General features: G+C 61.5%; 16 protein-coding genes and 1 riboswitch. Of the genes, 7 read left to right on the top strand and 9 right to left on the bottom strand.

The window, feature by feature from the left end:
• Positions 1-13: 13 nt before the first annotated feature.
• Both N2A98_RS02540 and N2A98_RS02535 read right to left on the bottom strand, forming a co-directional pair.
• Entirely contained in the window at positions 14-463 is a 450-nt protein-coding gene (locus N2A98_RS02540; protein ID WP_003188022.1) for a DUF1249 domain-containing protein, read from the bottom strand.
• Positions 454-1,071 carry an NUDIX domain-containing protein gene (locus N2A98_RS02535; protein ID WP_044270959.1) on the bottom strand — a complete coding sequence of 206 codons (618 nt, stop codon included), beginning with the start codon at positions 1,069-1,071 and terminating at the stop codon, positions 454-456. The genes N2A98_RS02540 and N2A98_RS02535 overlap by 10 nt, the downstream gene beginning before the upstream one ends.
• A 193-nt stretch (positions 1,072-1,264) precedes the next feature.
• Here N2A98_RS02535 and N2A98_RS02530 point away from each other — a divergent pair, with 193 nt between their 5' ends.
• A complete protein-coding gene (locus N2A98_RS02530) occupies positions 1,265-2,011 on the top strand; it encodes an RsiV family protein (protein ID WP_275622987.1) in 747 nt (248 codons plus the stop codon).
• A gap of 182 nt (positions 2,012-2,193) precedes the next feature.
• On the opposite strand, the gene thiC is transcribed toward N2A98_RS02530, so the two are convergent.
• Positions 2,194-4,098: a phosphomethylpyrimidine synthase ThiC gene (gene thiC / locus N2A98_RS02525; RefSeq protein WP_044270955.1), complete on the bottom strand. Its 1,905-nt coding sequence runs from the start codon at positions 4,096-4,098 to the stop codon at positions 2,194-2,196.
• A gap of 149 nt (positions 4,099-4,247) precedes the next feature.
• A riboswitch (TPP riboswitch) is annotated at positions 4,248-4,353 on the bottom strand.
• 196 nt (positions 4,354-4,549) lie between these two features.
• Between thiC and N2A98_RS02520 the strand changes: the two genes are divergently transcribed.
• Positions 4,550-5,989: a TolC family outer membrane protein gene (locus N2A98_RS02520; RefSeq protein ID WP_044270953.1), complete on the top strand. Its 1,440-nt coding sequence runs from the start codon at positions 4,550-4,552 to the stop codon at positions 5,987-5,989.
• 125 nt (positions 5,990-6,114) lie between these two features.
• Here N2A98_RS02520 and waaA read toward each other — a convergent pair whose 3' ends face one another.
• A complete protein-coding gene (gene waaA, locus N2A98_RS02515) occupies positions 6,115-7,392 on the bottom strand; it encodes a lipid IV(A) 3-deoxy-D-manno-octulosonic acid transferase (RefSeq protein WP_044270946.1) in 1,278 nt (425 codons plus the stop codon).
• 23 nt (positions 7,393-7,415) lie between these two features.
• Positions 7,416-8,306: a LysR family transcriptional regulator gene (locus tag N2A98_RS02510; protein WP_044270944.1), complete on the bottom strand. Its 891-nt coding sequence runs from the start codon at positions 8,304-8,306 to the stop codon at positions 7,416-7,418.
• 202 nt (positions 8,307-8,508) lie between these two features.
• Between N2A98_RS02510 and N2A98_RS02505 the strand changes: the two genes are divergently transcribed.
• The 4 genes from N2A98_RS02505 to N2A98_RS02490 are packed head-to-tail and all read left to right on the top strand — an operon-like array spanning position 8,509 to position 11,885.
• Complete coding sequence (locus N2A98_RS02505; RefSeq protein WP_003188013.1) at positions 8,509-8,844, top strand: multidrug efflux SMR transporter; 336 nt, start codon at positions 8,509-8,511, stop codon at positions 8,842-8,844.
• A gap of 55 nt (positions 8,845-8,899) precedes the next feature.
• Entirely contained in the window at positions 8,900-10,075 is a 1,176-nt protein-coding gene (locus N2A98_RS02500) for an FAD-dependent oxidoreductase (protein ID WP_044270942.1), read from the top strand.
• Positions 10,072-10,884, top strand: a complete 813-nt coding sequence (locus tag N2A98_RS02495) for an aldo/keto reductase (protein WP_044270940.1) — start codon at positions 10,072-10,074, stop codon at positions 10,882-10,884. The genes N2A98_RS02500 and N2A98_RS02495 overlap by 4 nt, the downstream gene beginning before the upstream one ends.
• A 41-nt stretch (positions 10,885-10,925) precedes the next feature.
• The gene (locus N2A98_RS02490; protein ID WP_003188010.1) at positions 10,926-11,885 is read left to right on the top strand and encodes a hypothetical protein; all 960 of its coding nucleotides are present in this window, start codon (positions 10,926-10,928) and stop codon (positions 11,883-11,885) included.
• Positions 11,886-11,912: 27 nt separating this feature from the next.
• Here the strand turns inward: N2A98_RS02490 and hldE are convergent, their stop codons facing one another.
• Both hldE and msbA read right to left on the bottom strand, forming a co-directional pair.
• Entirely contained in the window at positions 11,913-13,337 is a 1,425-nt protein-coding gene (gene hldE, locus N2A98_RS02485) for a bifunctional D-glycero-beta-D-manno-heptose-7-phosphate kinase/D-glycero-beta-D-manno-heptose 1-phosphate adenylyltransferase HldE (RefSeq protein WP_032893882.1), read from the bottom strand.
• Between the two features lie 696 nt (positions 13,338-14,033).
• On the bottom strand, positions 14,034-15,839 hold the full coding sequence (gene msbA / locus N2A98_RS02480; RefSeq protein ID WP_044270929.1) for a lipid A export permease/ATP-binding protein MsbA: 1,806 nt from the start codon (positions 15,837-15,839) through the stop codon (positions 14,034-14,036).
• A 158-nt stretch (positions 15,840-15,997) separates the two neighbouring features.
• Here msbA and N2A98_RS02475 point away from each other — a divergent pair, with 158 nt between their 5' ends.
• Positions 15,998-17,839 (top strand): O-antigen ligase family protein, encoded by a 1,842-nt coding sequence (locus N2A98_RS02475; RefSeq protein ID WP_078802381.1) that lies wholly within the window; start codon positions 15,998-16,000, stop codon positions 17,837-17,839.
• Positions 17,840-17,962: 123 nt separating this feature from the next.
• Here N2A98_RS02475 and N2A98_RS02470 read toward each other — a convergent pair whose 3' ends face one another.
• Complete coding sequence (locus tag N2A98_RS02470) at positions 17,963-18,844, bottom strand: glycosyltransferase (RefSeq protein WP_078802380.1); 882 nt, start codon at positions 18,842-18,844, stop codon at positions 17,963-17,965.
• Positions 18,841-19,989 (bottom strand): glycosyltransferase family 4 protein, encoded by a 1,149-nt coding sequence (locus N2A98_RS02465; protein WP_003188003.1) that lies wholly within the window; start codon positions 19,987-19,989, stop codon positions 18,841-18,843. The genes N2A98_RS02470 and N2A98_RS02465 overlap by 4 nt, the downstream gene beginning before the upstream one ends.
• Between the last annotated feature and the right edge of the window lie 33 nt (positions 19,990-20,022).

The following is a 20,022-nucleotide window of genomic DNA, read 5'->3' as shown; positions in this document are numbered from 1 at the left end:
ACGCAGTTCACATCTACCGCACCACTTCAAACTCATGGCCCAAGGCCAGGCAGTGGCTGAGCCATTCGCCGAGGAACACATTGAGCTGTGCTTTCTCATCGGGCTGGTGCATGAACACATTCGGGTAAGGATAGATGCTGCGAAAGCGTCGCGCATGTTCGGCGCTGATTACTTCGGCCATACGCGCGTCGTGGTACACCTGCACTTCCAATTGCGGCACCGGCAACCACGGCAGGCTGTGCTCCTGGCGCACCCGCAGGGTGGTGGTGTAGGGGCAGGTGAGAATGACTTCCAGGGTCAGCACGCCGAGCATCTGGTCGCCGTGGGTGACAGCAATGCGCCGCGCCTGGGGAGCGTGGCGCATGTCCGGGAGCAGGCGCATCAGCCGCGCATAGTTGGCCTCGCAGGCCGCTTGCAGCCCGATCAGGTCAACTCGGTAACGTTCCCGTGCCTTTACTGCCATAACCCCCTCACTTCCGCGCGATTAAGCGCAAGCCATTGCAGGGCGATAATGCTGGCTGCGTTGGAAATCTTGCCGTCGCGTACCGCCTGCAAGGCATCTTCGAAGGCCCAGGCGGTGACGCGGATATCTTCTGCTTCTTCTTCCAATCCATGGACCCCTCCCGCGCCCGAGCTGTCGCAACGGCCCAGGTACAGGTGGACAAATTCGGTACTGCCGCCAGGCGAAGGGAAATACTTGGTGATCGGCCACAGCGCGGAGAGCGTCAGCCCAGCTTCCTCCTCAGCCTCGCGGTGTGCAACCTCCTCGGGTTGCTCATCCTTGTCAATCAGGCCGGCGACCATCTCCACCAGCCAGGGGTTATCGGCGCGGCCCATGGCGCCGACGCGGAACTGTTCGATCAGCACCACCTCATCGCGCAGCGGGTCGTAGGGCAGTACGCACACCGCGTCATGACGCACGAACACTTCGCGGTTGATCACCCGGCTCATGCCGCCGTCGAACTTCTCGTGGCGCAGTTGCACGCGATCGAGCTTGTAGAAGCCTTTATAGGCATTGTCACGCTGAACAATCTCGATCTTGTTCGGCGTCGACTTCGCGATGTCCGTCATGGTGTCCCTCGTTAAGCTCGTGCAATGGCCGCCATCCTAACGCGCCGACGCCCGTTGATGCAGCCCCTTTCCGGTTGCCGGCAGAGGCGGCGAGCCTCAAACTCACTGCAATCAGTTTAGTGGCGAACTGGCGGCCACGTTGGCAGTCCAAGCGCTACTCTTTTCGCTTTCCATCGATTTACGAAGGACACACATGTCGCTTTTAAAAATCGCCTCCGTGGCCTGTATTGCCTTGACCCTGGGTGCTTGCCAGAGCCTGTTCCAACCTGCCTATCTCAAGCCGCTGGACGTTACCACCGACAAGTCGGAGCAGATCAAGCCCGGCTGTGACAGCCCGGCCTGCCCGCTGGTGAACATCGACACCGTGCATTTCCCCGCCGAGCCACAACTGGACAGCCTGGTAGAACAGCGCCTGCTGCAAATGACCCGCACCGCGCCTGGCGCCAGTGTACCGGCGAGCCTGAACGCCTACCGGAACACCTTCCTGCGTGAGTCGCCGGACCGCCACGGCATGTACTTGCAAGCCAAGGTACGTGACCAGCATGACGGACTGGTGATCGTTGAAGTGTCCAGCTACCTGGACACCGGTGTCGCCCACGGCGAGCCAGGCCGCGGGTTTATCAACTATTCACGGATTCTGCATAAGGAACTGACCCTGGCCGACATGCTGCTGCCCGGCCAGGAGCAGGCCTTCTGGAATACCGCGAAAGTCGCCCACAACAGTTGGCTGATCAGCACCAAGATGGACCGCGATCCGGAGTTCGTGAAGAACTGGCCGTTCCAGAAAACCCCGAACGTGGCCCTGACCAGCGGCGGCGTGGTGCTCAAGTACAACGTCAGCACCATCGCCCCCTACGCACAGGGGCTGATCGAAATCACCCTGCCCTATACGCGCCTCACCGGTGTGATCAAACCTGAACTGGTGCCCGCACGCCGTTGATCGGTTGGTGGTTCAAGGGTGTTACTGCAGAGGGAGATTGGGTGTTCGTCGGATCGCTATCGCGGGCAAGCCCGACTCCCACAGGGGACCGGCTGTGAACACAAAATCTGTGTACCACTCGGCCAACTGTGGGAGCCGGGCTTGCCCGCGATGACGGCGGTGCAGACACCGCCGCCTAGGGATCAGACCTTCTTGTAGAGCTGGCTACCTTCCTGCTTGAACCGCTCAGCCTGCTCGGCCAAGCCCTTGGCCACATCCACATCCACCGCATCAATGCGCTGGTTCGCCGCGTACTCACGCACTTCGTGGGTAACTTTCATCGAGCAGAATTTCGGCCCGCACATGGAGCAGAAGTGCGCGACCTTGGCCGACTCCTTGGGCAGCGTCTCGTCGTGGAATGCCCGTGCGGTATCCGGGTCCAGGCCGAGGTTGAACTGGTCTTCCCAGCGGAATTCGAAGCGTGCCTTGCTCAAGGCGTTATCGCGAATCTGCGCGCCAGGGTGGCCTTTGGCAAGGTCGGCCGCGTGGGCCGCGATCTTGTAAGTGATGATCCCGGTCTTCACGTCATCCTTGTTCGGCAGACCCAGGTGTTCCTTGGGCGTGACGTAGCAGAGCATGGCGCAACCGAACCAGCCGATCATCGCCGCACCGATACCCGACGTGATGTGGTCGTAGCCTGGTGCAATGTCGGTGGTCAACGGGCCGAGGGTGTAGAACGGCGCCTCGTCGCAGCACTCCAGTTGCTTGTCCATGTTCTCCTTGATCAGTTGCATCGGCACATGGCCAGGGCCTTCGATCATGGTTTGCACGTCGTGCTTCCAGGCGATCTTGGTCAGCTCGCCCAGGGTTTCCAGTTCACCGAATTGCGCAGCGTCGTTGGCATCGGCCACCGACCCCGGACGCAGGCCATCTCCCAGGGAGAAGCTGACGTCATAGGCCTTCATGATTTCGCAGATCTCTTCGAAGTGCGTGTAGGCAAAGTTTTCCTTGTGGTGGGCCAAGCACCACTTGGCCATGATCGCGCCGCCACGGCTGACAATGCCGGTGACGCGATTGGCGGTCAGCGGCACGTAGCGCAGCAATACGCCGGCGTGAATGGTGAAGTAGTCCACGCCTTGCTCGGCCTGTTCGATCAGGGTGTCGCGAAACAGCTCCCAGGTCAGGTCTTCGGCAACGCCGTCGACTTTTTCCAGGGCCTGGTAGATCGGCACGGTGCCGATCGGCACGGGCGAGTTACGGATGATCCACTCGCGGGTTTCATGGATATGCTTGCCAGTGGACAGGTCCATGATGTTGTCCGAGCCCCAGCGAATGCCCCAGGTCATCTTCGCCACTTCTTCTTCAATGGACGAACCCAGGGCGCTGTTGCCGATGTTGCCGTTGATCTTCACCAGGAAGTTACGGCCGATAATCATCGGTTCCAGCTCAGTGTGGTTGATGTTGGCCGGGATGATTGCGCGGCCGCGGGCGATTTCTTCGCGCACGAACTCGGGGGTGATGATTTTCGGAATACTGGCGCCGAAGCTGTGCCCGGCATGTTGTTGCTTGAGCAGGCCGCTGGCGCGGGCCTCTTCAAGCTTCATGTTTTCGCGGATGGCCACGTATTCCATTTCTGGCGTGATGATGCCTTTGCGCGCGTAGTGCATCTGGCTGACGTTGGCGCCGGCCTTGGCCCGACGCGGGTTTTGCAGGTGGGCAAAGCGCAGGTAGGCCAGGTCGGGGTTATCCAGGCGTTCCTGGCCATAGCGTGAACTCAAGCAGGCCAGCCGCTCGGTGTCGCCACGTTCTTCGATCCACGGCGAGCGCACATCGGCCAAGCCTTTGCGCACGTCGATGATGACATTGGGGTCGGTATAGGGGCCAGACGTGTCATAGACCACTACAGGGGCGTTGATTTCGCCACCAAACTCCGTAGGGGTCACGTCCAGGCTGATTTCACGCATCGGCACGCGAATATCCGGGCGGGAGCCCTGCACGTAGATTTTTTGCGAGCGGGTAAACGGCTGCACGGAGCCGGAGTCGACCTTGGCCGATTCACTCAGGTGCACGGTATTTTTTAGTTTTGTACTTTTTATTTCAGTGCTCATCACGGGCTCTCCAACTTATCCAGGCGGTGGATTTTTGTCGGAGCGAACCTGTGACGGACGGACGCACTGGAATCAGTGCTGTGCTTGGCGCACGAGGGCTGTTCGATTGTCGAACAACATCCCGGACGAAGCACAAGAGGACTCGCCGGGTGACGAGAAATCTTGTTCCCTACGCAGGCGCTAACCTGATCAGGTTCAACGGGATCCGGTATTTACCGATCTCAGCCTTCCAACAAGGCACCCCGACAAGAACGCGGCCAGTCTAGACCATGGCGTGGGCAAATTGCCAATAGCGGTTTATTCAGCGTGATGAATGGCGTGATCGTGGGATTGTTGTGCGCAGGCCCCGCCACTACACTCGGGCACGGCCTCAAGGCTTGACGCCAGGCATGGCCAGCCTTAGCCTTGGGCGCTGAATTATCACCGTAATATTCATACTAGGGATCGCCTCATGCTGCGCAAACTCTCACTGGCTGTTGCCGTGTCTTGTGCGACCAACGGACTGGTCTGGGCAGCTGAAGCGCCCTTGTCCGCCAACACCGATTTGGTCAGCGTGTATCAGGAAGCGGCGAACAACAACGCCGACCTGGCCGCCGCCCGTGCCCAATACGGCGCGCAAAAAGAAGTGGTGCCCCAGGCCCGCGCAGGCTTGCTGCCGAACCTGTCAGCCGGCGCCGACAGCAACAACGTGCGCACCCAGATCGACCAGCCGGCCGCCACGGCCAACCGTGACGCCCACTCCTGGCGCGCCACCTTGAGCCAGCCACTGTTCCGCGCCGACCGCTGGTTCCAGCTGCAAGCTGCCCAAGCCGTCAACGAGCAAGCCTCGCTGCAACTGTCAGCCTCCGAGCAGAACCTGATTTTGCAAAGTGCAGAGAGCTACTTCGCCGTGCTGCGTGCCCAGGACAACCTGGCGTCGACCAAAGCCGAAGAAAACGCCTTCAAGCGCCAGCTCGACCAGTCCAACGAACGCTTCGATGTGGGCCTGTCAGACAAGACCGATGTGCTGCAATCCCAGGCCAGCTACGACACCGCCCGGGCCAATCGCATCCTGGCCCAGCGCCAGGTGGACGACGCGTTCGAAGCACTGATCACCCTGACCAACCGCCAATACAATTCGATCCAGGGCATCGTCCACACGCTGCCGGTGCTGCCGCCGGCGCCGAACGACGCCAAGGCCTGGGTCGAAACCGCCGGGCGCCAGAACCTCAACCTGCTCGCCAGCAATTACGCGGTCACCGCTGCAGAAGAAACCCTTCGGCAGCGCAAGGCCGGCCACTTGCCGACGCTCGACGCGGTTGCGCAATACGAAAAAGGCGACAACGACGCCCTGGGTTTCAGCAACCCGAATCAGTTGCCTATCCCGTACGGCGGCGATGTGTCGCAACGCACCGTGGGCCTGCGGTTGAACATCCCAATCTACAGTGGCGGCCTCACCAGCTCGCAAGTGCGCGAATCCTATTCACGCCTCGACCAGACCGAGCAACAGCGCGAAGGCCTGCGCCGCCAGGTGGTGGAAAACACCCGCAACCTGCACCGTGCAGTCAACACCGATGTGGAGCAGGTGCAAGCACGCCGCCAGTCGATCATCTCCAACCAGAGCGCGGTGGAAGCCACGGAAATCGGCTATCAGGTGGGCACGCGCAACATCGTCGACGTGCTGGACTCACAGCGCCAGCTGTACGCGTCGGTGCGCAACTACAACAACAGCCGCTACGATTACATCCTCGACAACCTGCGCTTGAAGCAGGCGGCGGGCACGCTCAACCCAGGGGATTTGCAGGATCTGGCGCGCTATCTCAAGGCCGACTACAACCCGGACAAAGACTTCCTGCCGCCGGACCTGGCCAAAGCCGCTGCCGAACAGCTCAAGGCCCGCCCGAATAATTGACAACACCGAAGACCCCTTGTGGGAGCGGGCTTGCTCGCGAAAGCGGTGGATCAGTTAACACATGTATTGACTGACCCACCGCTTTCGCGAGCAAGCCCGCTCCCACAATTATTAACGGTGTCGAGTCAGGGAGTGATCAGTTTGTCCAAGCCATCCAGTAAACGCTTTAACGCGCCCTGGTTGGCCTGCATCACCTTGAGCCCCGCCTGCGCCATCTTGCGTGCGTCCTGGGGTAATTCGAACAACTGTCGCACCGCCTCGGCCAGCCCATCGGCATCGTCCACCTCTCGCAACGCCCCGGCTTCACGCATCATCGCGGTGATGTCGAGGAAGTTGAAGACATGCGGGCCCATGATCACCGGCTTACCCAACGCCGCCGGCTCCAGCGGGTTGTGCCCGCCGGTCGGCACCAGGCTGCCGCCGACGAATGCGCTGTCAGCCAGGGCGTAGAGAAATAGCAACTCGCCCATGGTGTCGCCAAGCAACACCGAGGTTTGCTCGGTGACCGGCTCACCACTGGAGCGACGCACCGTGGCAAAGCCTTGCTGCACGCAGCGCTCAAACGTCGGGCCAAAGCGTTCCTGATGACGGGGCACCAGAATCAACAGGGCGTTGGGGTAGTTCGCCAGCAACTGGCGATGGGCTGCCAGCACCACCTCGTCTTCACCTTCGTGGGTACTCGCGGCGATCCAGACCGGACGCTCGCTGGCGCCCCATTGTTCACGCAGGGCGGCGGCGCGAGCCGTTAGCTGGGGGTCGATGCTCAGGTCGAACTTGATCGAGCCGGTCACTTCCACGGTTTCAGGGCGTGCGCCCAGGCTGCGGAAGCGTTCGGCCTCGGTCTCGGTCTGTACGGCGAACAAGCTCATGTCTGCCAGCATCGGCGCCGTCAGCTTGGCAAATCGCGCGTACCCTTTGGCCGAGCGCGCCGACAACCTTGCATTGGCCAGCGCCACCGGAATACCGCGCTGGGCGCAGGCATGGATATGGTTGGGCCACAGCTCGGTTTCCATGATCACCGCCAGCGTGGGCTGCACGCGGTCGAGAAAACGCTTGGCGGCGCAGGGCAAGTCGTACGGCAAATAGCAGTGCTGGATGCGCGGTTCGTTGGCGAACAACGCCTGGATACGCTCGGAACCGGTGGGCGTCATGCAGGTGACGGTGATCGGCAACTGTGGATAACGCGCCATCAACCCGCGAATCATCGGGGCGGCGGCAATGCTTTCGCCCACCGACACCGCGTGCACCCAGATCCCGCCGGGGCGCATCACCGGCAAGCCATAGGAGAACCGCTCGCCCACCCGCTTGGCGTAGGCTGGCGCCTTGCGCGCGCGCAACCACAAGCGTAAGGCCACCAACGGCAGCGCCAGGTAAAACAGACAGCTGTAGAGAGTTCTATTCATGGCGGCGGAGTTTATCGGCTTTTTCAGTCGATCGCTTGCAAGCACTCGGCAAAACGTTTAGCCAAAAAGCGCGCGGCGGGCCCCAGGTGCTCGTCGCGGCGCCACACCAGTTCCACCACCAGGGCGGGCGGGGTCCATTCGCTGGCCAATTCGACCATCTGTTGCTGGTAGGTCGGATATTGCACGATGTGCCGCGGTAGCCAGGCCCAGCCCAGGCCACTCATCAGCCATTCGGCCAACACATAGAAGCTGTCGGCGCGCCACACCAGGGGGCTGGCCGCCTCGCTGCCGGGGTAGACGCTGGTCTGGGTCGACATCAGCAACTGCCGAAACTGGGCCAGATGCTGGCACGTCACGTACTGCTCCTTGGCCAACGGGTGATTCACTCCGCACACCGTGACCATTTCCACACTGCCCACCACTCGACGCTCCAGGGCTTCGGGAATCTGGTCGTGATAGAACAACAGCCCCAGGTCCGCCTTGCGCTCCACCAACTTGCGCGCCACATCGCCCTGGGCCGCGCTGGACAACTGCACCTCCAGCAACGGGTAGTGCACGGCCAGCGCCTCCAGGCTGTCGAGCACAGGCTGGAACAACATCGCCTCATCCTGAGCCAGGCGCAGGCAGGCTTCCTCGCCGCGGGTCAACGACAAGGCCCGCCCCGTCAGGCGCTCGCACTGGCGCAGTACCTCACGCGCTTCCTCCAGCAACACACTGCCGGCTTCGGTCAGGCGCGGTTGCCGGCCGCTGCTACGGTCGAACAGGACAACGCCCAAGTCAGCCTCCAACAGGGCAATGCCATTGCTGACCGCCGATTGCGCCTTGCGCTGCCCACGGGCCACGGCAGAAAACGAACGCTGCTCGGCGACGCTGACAAACAGGCGCATCTGCTCCAGATCCCATTGCACGCTCATGGCTCAACCTATCTCCATTCCAGATAGGTAATGACTTTACCCCATCTGACAGACGACTAGAATGCCGACCACTGTAGGAGCGAGCTTGCTCGCGAAAAACTCACAGGCGTCGCGTTCATTCAGAAAAGCGCGGGTTATCGTTGACGTTTTTCGCGAGCAAGCTCGCTCCTACAGTTCTTGAAACCACACCGAGGACTTGCCCATGAATGCCGCCTACTACTACTTGGCCATCGCCATCTGCTCGGAAGTGATCGCCACCGTTTCCATGAAAGCCATCAAAGGCTGGAGCACCCCTATTCCGTTGTTGCTGGTGATCGTCGGTTACGGCGTGGCGTTCTGGATGCTGACCCTGGTGGTGCGTACCGTGCCGGTCGGCGTGGCGTACGCGGTATGGGCCGGGATGGGTATCGTGATGGTCAGCATCGCGGCGCTGTTCATCTACGGGCAAAAGCTGGATGTGCCGGCGATGCTGGGGATGGGCCTGATTGTGCTGGGCGTGGTGGTGATTCAGCTGTTCTCGAAAACCGCCGGGCACTGACCGCCACTCAACAGCCTGTATACTGCGCCTCTTGTCTTGAACACTGAGGTCGCCGATGCCATCCGTTATTTCCACCGACGTTCTGATTGTCGGCGCCGGGGTTGCCGGCCTCTGGCTCAATGCGCGCCTGCGCGGCCAGGGGTTTTCCACGGTACTGGTGGAAAACGCCACCCTGGGCGGCGGGCAAAGCCTGAAGTCCCAGGGGATCATTCACGGCGGTGCGAAATACGCCCTGCACGGCGCCCTCACCGGCGCCTCCGAAGCCATTGCCGACATGCCGCGCCGCTGGCGTGAAGCCCTGGCCGGCAACGGCGAACTGGACCTGTCCGGCGTGCGCGTGCTGTCCCAGGCGCACTACTTGTGGTCGCCCGGCACGATTGCCGGCAACCTCACCAGCTTTTTCGCCAGCAAGGCCGTGCGTGGCCGCGTCGATCAGGTCAAGGGCGACGAACTGCCCCTGGCGCTGCAGAACCCTCGCTTCAAAGGCAAAGTCTATCGCCTGGCCGAGCTGGTGGTGGACGTGCCCAGCCTGATCAACCGCCTGGCGCAATTGGCCGGTGACGGTCTGCTCGCAGGTGTGCACATCGAACCGTTACTGGACGGTGACACCCTGGTGGGCTTGAAAGTCGATGGCCGTGAGATCCGCGCCCAGCGCATCGTCCTGAGCGCTGGCGGCGGCACGGCGGACTTGCTCGCGGCCCTGGGCCTGAGCCAACCGGCCATGCAAAAACGCCCGCTGCACATGATCATCGCCAAAGGCCCTGGCCTCAAGCCGCTGTACGCCCATTGCCTGGGCGGCGGTACCAAGCCACGGATCACCGTCACCACCCACCCGGCCGCCGACGGCAACTGGGTGTGGTACATGGGCGGCGATATTGCCGAGGCTGACGGCGTGGCGCGTACGCCTGAACAACAGATCGCCACCGCGCAGAAAGAGCTGGCGCAACTGCTGCCCTGGATCGACATGAGCCAGACCCAGTGGGCCACCCTGCGGGTGGATCGCGCCGAGCCGCTGCAATCGGGGCTGAGCCGTCCCGACAACGCCTTCCTCGCCGAAGACGGCCGCCTACTGGTGGGCTGGCCAACCAAACTGGCCCTGGCGCCGGATTTCGCCGACCGCGTACTCCACGCCCTGAAGCGCGACGGCATCCGCCCAAGCGCCAGCGCCCCTCTGCCCGAGCTGCCAAAACCGGCAATCGGCCAACCTGCCTGGGAGCAACTGTTGCCATGAGCCTGCCAACCCTGCACGACCTGTATCGCCCGCTGGGCAGCACCGGCCTGCTGGTGTCGCCCCTGGGCCTGGGCACCGTCAAGTTGGGCCGCGACCAAGGGGTGAAATACCCCAACGGCTTTCAGATCCCTGGCGACGACGAGGCGCGCATGCTGTTGCGCCAGGCCCGTGAGCTGGGCATCAACCTGATCGACACCGCGCCGGCCTATGGCATGAGCGAAGAGCGCCTGGGGCCGCTGCTGCGTGATCAGCGCAAGGACTGGGTGATCGTCAGCAAGGTGGGCGAAGAGTTTGCCAACGGCGTGTCCCATCACGATTTCAGCGCGGCCCACACGCGGATGTCGATTGAGCGCAGCCTGAAACGACTTGAAACGGATTTTATCGACCTGGTGCTGGTGCACTCCGACGGCAACGACTTGCATATCCTTAACGATTGCGCGGTTTACCAGACCCTGGAGCAGTTGAAGAAAGACGGCAAGATTCGCGGTTTCGGCTTCTCCGGCAAAACCGTCGAGGGCGGTATGAAAGCACTGGAACAGGGCGATTGCGCGATGGTCACCTACAACCTCAACGAACAGGCCGAGAAGGCCGTGATCGACTATGCCGCCGCCCACGGCAAGGGCATCCTGGTGAAAAAGGCCCTGGCCAGCGGCCACGTATGCCTGGAAGCGGGAATGGATCCAATTCAGGCCAGTTTCACCTTGTTGTTCGCGCAAACGGGCGTTGCCAGTGCTATTGTCGGGACCATTAATCCGCTGCACCTGGCCCATAACGTAGCAACTGCTGCCCGGGTCATTCGTCAACTCTGATGCCGCCCACGCGGCCGACCCCGTCGCAAGAAGGAGCCGACATGCCGCGAACGCTCATAAGAAAGAACCCCAGCAACTTCAAGACACTGCCGCTGCACGTCGAAGCCACCCCCGAGGGCCTGAGCTACCAGAGCGTCGGCATGCCGCTCAACTTCGCCCAGACCCTGCAGCGGCGCAAGCCGGTCGAGGTGCCAGACGCCGAACGCTTCGCCCTGGAACTGGCGAACCTCGGCGTCTCGGTACGCCTGACCCTGCACTGGCAAAACAAGGACTACTGGGTGCTAGTGCGCCAACGCCGCCAGGACCGTGGCGACGTGGTGCTCAAGCTGATCTCCGGCTACGTCCCGGCCCATGAACTGAACCTGCCGCTGCACACCGCCATCCAGGAAATCGCCGAGGAGTGCCTGCTCGAAACCCCCGAAGGCTGGCTGGGCGGGCGCTTCAACGACACCTGGCTGCCGGCGCCCTACTCCGCTGCCCTGCATTACCGCGAGGCCCTGCCGTTTCGCCTGAGCCCTTTGTCCGGTGCCGCGCGCCCGGTGCGCTGCGCCACCATGCAACTGATCGAGCGCCCACGGGCCTACGTGCACCTGCCGACCGCCTCGCTGCAATTGATTTATGACCTGCGCCTGGAAGTGCCGAAGGAAGCCAAGTCCCTCAGTTTGTTTCATGTGGATGAGCGTTTGGAGGGTGACCAGTTGGTGGCGCGCCTGGATCGCCAACGCCCGGACCTGTACTTGATGCCGCTCAAAGACGGCGAGCCATTGGCAGAGTTGTATACGGTCAAGAAGGATCAGTTGTACCCGGCCAGCACACGCGGCCTGTACCTGGCGGAAAGCTTTGCCCAGCAAGAGGGCTGGCTGGTGCGCGATGAGCGCATTCGCTGGAAGGATTGGCTCAGGCAGCAGGGCCTGGCAGAGCCGGAAAAGGACTCCAAGCTCAAGCGCTTGACCGGCAAGGCCCGGCAGATGCTGCGCAAGATCGTGCCGAAGAAGAGCTAGGGGCGAGCAGGCTCGCCCCACGGGGTATCACTCGTTGTTGCGGATCTTCTCGACAATCGCCGTGGTCGAGCTGTTTTCAACCAGCCCCAGCACTTTGACCGTGCCGCCGTAGGCGCTGACGATGTCCGCACCCACCACCTGGTCGACGCTGTAGTCACCGCCCTTGACCAGCACGTCGGGCTTGACCTGGGCCAGCAGGTTTTCCGGGGTGCCTTCAGAGAAGCTGATCACCCAGTCTACCGCGCCCAGACCCGCGAGTACCGCCATGCGCCGGTCAACACTGTTGATCGGGCGGCCCGGGCCTTTCAAGCGGCTGACCGAAGCGTCATCGTTGACCGCAACGATCAGGCGGTCACCTTGAGCGCTTGCCTGTTCCAGGTACGTCACATGCCCGGCGTGCAGGATGTCAAAGCAGCCGTTGGTGAACACAATGCTTTCGTTGTGAGCGCGGGCATCGTCAATCGCCAGCAGCAATTGCTCCAGGCCCAGCACACCGCGCTCCGAGCCTTCGGAGCGCTGGATGGCGCGGCGCAACTCCGGTGCGCTGATGGCGGCAGTACCCAGCTTGCCCACCACAATGCCCGCCGCCAGGTTGGCCAGGGCCACGGCGTGGGGCAGTTCCTCACCGGCGGCAATGGAGGCTGCCAGGGTGGAAATCACCGTGTCACCGGCACCGGTGACGTCAAACACTTCACGGGCACGCGCCGGCAGGTGCATGGCCGGGTGGCCCGGACGCAACAGGGTCATGCCGTGCTCGCCACGGGTCACCAGCAAGGCGCCCAAGTCGAGATCGGCCATCAGCGCCGCGCCCTTGCTCACCAACTCGTGCTCATCGGCACACCCGCCGACGATGGTCTCGAACTCACTGAGGTTGGGCGTGAGCAGGCTGGCGCCTCGGTAAACCGAGAAGTCCTTGCCCTTGGGATCGGCCAGCACCGGAATGTTGCGAGCCTTGGCGGCCTGGATCAACACCTGGTGATTCTGCAAGGCGCCTTTGCCGTAGTCGGACAACACCAGCACCTTGATACCGTCGAGCAGCGCGTCGACCTGGTCGCCAAGGGCCAGGGCGTCGGTGGCGAAGGGTTCTTCGAAATCGATACGCAGCAACTGCTGGTGACGGCTCATGACCCGCAGCTTGACGATCGTCGGCTGATGGGCGATGCGCTGGAACAGCGCACGCACGCCGGCGCCCTGCAGGCTGTTGGCCAGACTTTCGGCCGCTTCGTCGTCGCCGGTCACCCCCACCAGGGAAGCCGGGGCGCCGAGCGCGGCAATATTGAGCGCGACGTTAGCAGCGCCACCTGGGCGATCTTCGATTTGCTCGACCTTGACGACCGGCACCGGAGCCTCAGGGGAAATCCGTGAGGTACCACCATGCCAGTAACGGTCGAGCATGACATCGCCGACCACCAAGACAGCGGCTTGATTGAATCGCGGCATGGACAACTTCATGGAGCAACCCACATACAAAATGAACAGGGGCGCGATATTAGCACAGGGTTTGCGATGGCTTGCGACTGGCGCGACGCGGAATCCACCACCGGCCAAATATGAAAGGGGCTTGCGAAACTGACCCGTGGCGAGGGAGCTTGCTCCCGTGACGGCCTTCCAGCCAACACTTATCCACCTGACGCACCGAGCTCCCACAGTTGTCCGCGCCCGACCACACACTCCACGATGCGAAGCGAGCCGCTCTTGATCTTGATCTGCTTGTGATCTGATCTCAGGCGCCCCCCCAAATCACTGGCGGATTACGGGCACACCGAGCCTAGGCGAGGTGCCGAGTGGTGGGGCAAGAGCGTTTTGCTTACTTTTGCGCTTTTCAAAAGTGAGCCGCCGTCAGGGCGGAACCCTAAGCGGCCGTTACCGCAGGAATGGATATGTACACCATCCAACTGTGTTGCCTGCCAGGCCGCCTTCGCGAGCAAGCCCGCTCCCACAGTTGGATCGCGGGGTGTCAGGTAGAGTAGTGTCGGCTGGGAGGCCGCCATCGCAGGCAAGCCCGCACACAGTGGGATTGTGGGGTGTCAGGTAGATATGGGTCGGCTGGCAGGCCGTCATCGCAGGCAAGCCAGCTCCCACAGTTTGATCGAGGGGTGCCAGGTAGAGAGCCCCCTCCCCACAGCAGCGCTGTGTACACCTGTTGGATCAGGTGATATCAGCCTGCACCGGTGCATCCAGGCCCATGGCATGCAGGCGGGCGTAATAGCCGTTCTGCGCCAACAACTCGCCGTGGGTACCACGCTCGACAATCCGCCCGTCGTCCATCACCAGGATCAGGTCAGCCTTCTCGATGGTGGACAAACGGTGCGCAATCACCAGGGTCGTGCGGCCTTGCATGACCTTATCCAGTGCCGCCTGGATATGCCGCTCGGACTCGGTATCGAGGGCCGAGGTGGCCTCGTCGAGGATCAGCAACGGCGCATTCTTGAGCAATGCACGGGCAATCGCCAAGCGCTGACGCTGGCCGCCGGACAACAACACACCGTTCTCGCCCACCTGAGTATCAAAGCCCTTGGGCAACTGATCGATGAAGTCCTTGGCATTAGCATCCGCCGCCGCCGCTTCAACGTCGGCACGAGGCGCACCGGCCAGGTCGCCGTAGGCGATGTTGTTGGTCACGGTATCGCTGAATAGCGTCACATGCTGGGTAACCTGGGCAATGTGCTTGCGCAGGTTGAGCAGCTTGTAGTCCTCGATCTCGATGCCATCGAGCAGGATTTCACCGCTTTCATGGTGGTAGAAACGTGGGATCAGGCTGGCCAGGGTCGACTTGCCACTGCCCGAACGCCCCACCAGCGCAATCATCTGCCCAGGCTCGGCGGTAAAGCTGATGTCCTTGAGCACATGGCGATCAGTGCCAGGGTAGGTGAAGTTCAGGTGACGCACTTCCAGGCGACCGCTGACTTTGTCGCGTTCGAGAGTGCCGTGGTCGACCTCAACGTCTTCGTCCAACTGTTCGAAGATGCTTTCGGCGCCCGCCACACCTTTCTGGATGGTCGAGCTGACCTCCGAGAGTTGACGAATTGGCTTAGGCAACAAGCCGGCCAGGGTGATGTAGGCCACCATGTCGCCCGCCGAGGCGTCGCCACGCAGGTACAGCACCAGGAACATCAGCACGGCCATGGCGGAGTAGATCACCAATTGCAGCGCCGGGGTGTAGATCGCCCCGGTGCGGGTCATGCGCAGTTGCTTGTTGGTGTTGCTCTGGCTGGCCTTGAAGAAGCGCTTCTGTTCATAGACTTCGCCGCCAAAGCTGCGCACCACGCGGTAGCCCTGGATGGTCTCCGAGGCCACGTGGGTCACGTCGCCCATGGCCACCTGGATCTTCTTGCTCTGCTTGCGAAATTTCTTGCTGGCGGTACTGACCATCACGGCAATCAACGGCAGGATCGCGATCATCACCAACGTGAGGCGCCAGTTCATGAACAGCAAGGAGGCGAACAGGAAGATCACCGTCATGCCTTCGCGGATCACCACCTTGATGGCATCGGTCGCGGCACCCGTGACCATGGTCACGTTGAAGGTGATGCGGGAAATCAGATGCCCGGAGTTATGGTTATCGAAGTAGCGGTTGGGCAGCGTCAGTAGGTTGTTGAACAACTGCACCCGCAAATCGTGGACCAGCCCCAGGGAGACCTTGGCCAACAGGTAGTTGCCCAGGAAAGAGCCCAGGCCTTGCCAGGCCGCGATCAGGATGATCAGCAGCGGCACCGCCTGCAGCAATTGCAGGTCGCGCAAAAAGGGCACGGTCGGGAACAGCACAGCTTCCGGATTGGAGAGACCATCGACAAAGTACTTGAGGATGTAACCCAGCATCGGTTGGGTCGACGCGAAAATCAGAAATCCAAGGATACTCAACGCGAACAAGCCCATATAGGGCTTAACGTAACTGAGCAGGCGGAAGTATATTTTCAAGCTCGAAGGGCTTGCGCTCGGACTGGAGTCGGTCATATCACGCGGCGTTTTGAAAAAGGAGGCTGACTTTAGCACAGCTTCTCTGTTGTACTTGCACCCGGCGTAAGCCGCGGCCCGGTTGGATCCTACCGGCGACATTACTTAGCCACTAGCTTAAGATGGTCGGCTTTCTCTTTCTGGAATGGCTTTACTGTATGCACTCCAAGCGCCTTACCTATGGCTCAAATCGCGTTTTCGACTTCCTGGTCCTATGGATTTTGCCTGTTGGCTTGCTGCTGCTCCTGAGTGCACTGTTCTTTGTCGGCAATCGCAATGTACTGCACCGCATTGTCTACATCCTGTTCAGCGTACCGACCTTGTTTCTGTTGTGCATGCGCCCTCGGGAGTTCAAGGACCTGCTGCGCGAGCCCCTGGCGATCGCATTTCTGGCGTTCTCCGCCTGGGCGTTGACCAGCCTGCTCTGGAGCCCTGAACCCAGTTCCGATACCGACCTGTTCAAGCGGCCGTTGAATACCTTCATGCTGTTTGGTGGCTGCGGATTGCTGCTGCATTACCGCAACGAATTGTTCAAGCCGATCTTCTTCAGCGCTGCGGTGATTGCGCTGGTGGTGAGCCTGGGTAACCTGGTGGCGTTCGCCAAGGGCTATCAACCTGGCATGCGCATGATCGGCGGGCTGGGCGCCCTCGACAACCCGCTGCTCAGCTCGCACCTGTTCGGTTTTTTCACGGTGTACTGGCTGTATGTCTGCATGACTACCCAGCGTCTCAACGTGCTGTGGTTCAGCGTACCGGCCCTGGCAATCATGACCGCTGCGGTGCTGGCAACCGGCTCACGCACGCCGCTGGTGGCGCTGACGCTGGCCATACTTTGGATGAGCTTTGTCAGCCGCAACCGCCGCGCGGCACTGCTTATCACCGGCATGATCCTGGGTGCCGCCGGACTCCTGCTGTTCTTCCCCGAACTGATCACTGGACGCGGCAGCTCGTTCCGCTTTCAGCTGTGGACCATGACATTGCAGCTTATTGCCGAGCACCCTTGGATCGGGCATAGCTACGATTCCGAGCTCTACCTAATGGTGGCCAATGACTACCAACTGCGCGAACCCCACAGCTTCGCCCTCGGCGTACTTTATTATGTCGGTATCATCGGCTTTATCCCGTGGATTTTCATGCTCGGATGGGGCCTGTACAAAGGCCTGAAGGAACGCGCCCAGCCGCTGTTCATCCTGGCATCGTCTCTGCTGGCCTATGGCATCGGTGCGGGCCTGACCGAAGGCGGCGGCATCCTGTCGCGGCCCAAGGAGCATTGGTTCCTGCTGTGGATCCCCCTGGCAATCATCACCGGCCTGAGCCTCGCCCAGCGCCACCGCAGCCTGCTGCGCATGAAGGTGCAGAACCTCAAGCCCGCCGCGTTTGAACAGCTGTGCAGCAACGCCCACGTGATTGAGGCCGATGGCCTGGGGCCCAAAGTCCTGCGCCTGGAGGACGGCAGTTTCCTCAAGCTGTTCCGCCCACGCCGCTGGTACACCTCCGGCAGCTTCAACCCGTACTCCGAGCGCTTTGCCAGCAACAGCGAGCAACTGCGCACCTTGGGCATTCCTACGCCGCACATCCTCGGGCTCTACCGCCTGGGCGACGCCAGCAGCGCAGTGCGCTACACGCCATTGCCCGGCCTGACGCTACGCCAAGCGTTGCAAAGCCTGGACAGCAGCCTGCGTGAATCACTGGTTGAGCGCTTTGGACGGTTCATGGCGCAACTGCACGAGCGCGGCGTGTACTTCCGCTCGCTGCACCTGGGTAACGTGTTGTTGATGGACGATGGTGAATTCGCCCTGATCGACGTGGCCGACCTGCGTATCTACCCGTCTTCACTGCGTTACGCGTTGCGCCAACGTAACCTGCGCCACATGCAGCGTTATCCCCAGGACCGCAACTGGCTGTTCGAAACGCACTTCGAACAACTGGTCAAGGGTTACGCCTCGGTGGCAAGCCCCGCCGCCACGGCGAAAATCCGCGAGCAGGTCCAGAGCCTGTAAACACCCTCTGTAGGAGCGAGCTTGCTCGCGAAAAACTCACCGGCACCGCGTTTATTCAGGAAGCACGCGTTATCGTTGACGTTCTTCGCGAGCAAGCTCGCTCCTACAGGGTGCGGTGGCGGTTCAGTTTTTGAGCGGTGCCAGATACAACCGCACCAGCCCCCGCAAGGTCTTGCGCCCCCAGAACTTCAAAGGGATCTGCTTGAGAATCTCCCGCGCCAACGGGCGGTCGCGGTCGGCGGTCTTGAGGAACATCGAGTTCAGGAAGTTGTAGCGAACCGCGTCATAGGCCGGGTGCTCGCTGAACTTCGCGTAGGTCTTGAGGATGTTCTGGATCATGTAGCGGTGGTTCTTGTACGTGTTGTTAGCGTGCTGGCGATACTTGGCCATCACCACGTCAAGGGCGTCGATGGTATAGCCCGCCGCCGTGATCTTCAGTTGGATCAGCAAGTCTTCCAGGGGAATCTGTGGGTCGAAACCACCGACCTCCTCCAGCACTTCGCGACGTATCAGCATGGTCGGCGCCGGTGGAAACGGCTTGCGGTCCAGGAACAGGTCGTCGAAATCCAGACGGCGAAACGGCACATCGCGACGCTGCTTCTTCTCCGGGTGCAGGTTGCCGTCACCGTCGATCAGCTCGATATTGCCGGCACACATGCCCACCGTCGGCTTGCCGTCCATATACGCCACCTGGGTGGCGATACGGTCCGGCAACATGATGTCATCCGAGCCGAACGGTGCGATCAGGCTGCCCTTGGCGCGAGCAATCGCACCGTTCAAGGTGGCGCTGAGCCCTTGGTTCTGCTGCACCTGGAAATCAAAGCCGTGCTCGGCCTGCAAACGCCGGATGCGTTCGACGCTGTCATCCTTGGAGCCGTCGTCGACCACCAACAGCTCGATATTGGGGTAGGTCTGCCCCAACACGCTGAGGATGCTCTGTTCGATGTACTGGCCATGGTTGTAGGAGGCGATGATCACCGAGACCAGGGGTTGTGGCTGATTCATGCTCTACCTACTTCACGCAAACCGGTTTCAATCAGGGTCAGGTACTTGTGCTTGAACTCGTCGAGGGTGTGGTTGGCCTCCAGATAGCGGAACACCTCTTCACCCTTGGCACGTAATTGTTCATCGCTCAACGCCAGGTAAGTGTCCAGGGCCGCAGCCAGTTGTTCGACGTTGCCCGGGTCGTGGGACAAGCCGCCCGCGCCCTGCACCAGCGGCAGCATCGCCGGGCCGTTGGAGGCAATCACTGGCAGATGGCCGCTCATGCCTTCCAGCAAGGCCAGGCCCAGGCCTTCGAACAGCGACGGCATGGTCCAGATATCGAAGCCGCGCACGTACTTCATGCCGTCTTCGCGAAAGCCCAGCAAGTGCGCACGGCCGGTCAGGCCCAGGCGCTCGATGTCGGCACGCAGGTCGGCTTCGGCACGGCCAGAACCAATAATCCCAACCTGCGCCTCAGGGTATTTGTCCTTGAGCGTGGCGAAGGCTTGCAGCAGATGGGTATGACCTTTGATCGGTACCAGGCGCCCCAGGGCGCCGACCATCCGCGCATCCATGGGCAGGCCCAGGGCCTTGCGCGCGTCCTCACGGGACAACTGCAAAGCCTCTGCCTGGGGAATGTCGATAGCGTTGGTGACGTAGGTGGTGTTCTCACGGGTGAACCCGCAGTTGAGGTCTACCAGGTAGTCCTTGACCGCTTCGGACACACCGACAAAGCGCCACGCCGGGCTGACCCAGCGTTGGGTCTGACGCCGACGGTAACCACGGGCGTACTCGCCAAAGCCGTGGGAGATGCCGATGCACAGCGGGATCTTCAACCAGCGGTTGAGCGACAACATCATGTTCACCGACTTGAAGCGGTTACAGATGACCACGTCGAACTTCTGCTCGCGGCAGTATTTGTAGATCTGCCACATGGCGCCAAAGCGAATGCCCTTGAGGGACTTCTCTGGCAGCTCGAAATAGTGGGAGTGTTCGGCCACGCTCAGGGGCTGGCCAGGCAGCGGGCGCCCGCTGAGAAATCCGGAGGTCACCTCAAAGCGCTCAGCCGGCAGGGATTTGACGATTTGCTCACCCAAGTCGGCGAAGTCATGGGTCTTGACGTTGTAGTCCGGCTGTAACTGCAAAACCTTGAAACGAGGCTTCATAACTCTCCATGCAGCGATCTGGCTACGGGCACG

Origin of the sequence: Pseudomonas sp. FJ2-5-13 (genome assembly GCF_029201605.1) — a bacterium.
Classification (GTDB): domain Bacteria; phylum Pseudomonadota; class Gammaproteobacteria; order Pseudomonadales; family Pseudomonadaceae; genus Aquipseudomonas; species Aquipseudomonas lactis.
The sequence above is the reverse complement of the archived record's forward strand: the minus strand, read 5'-3'. Positions and strand labels throughout refer to the sequence as shown.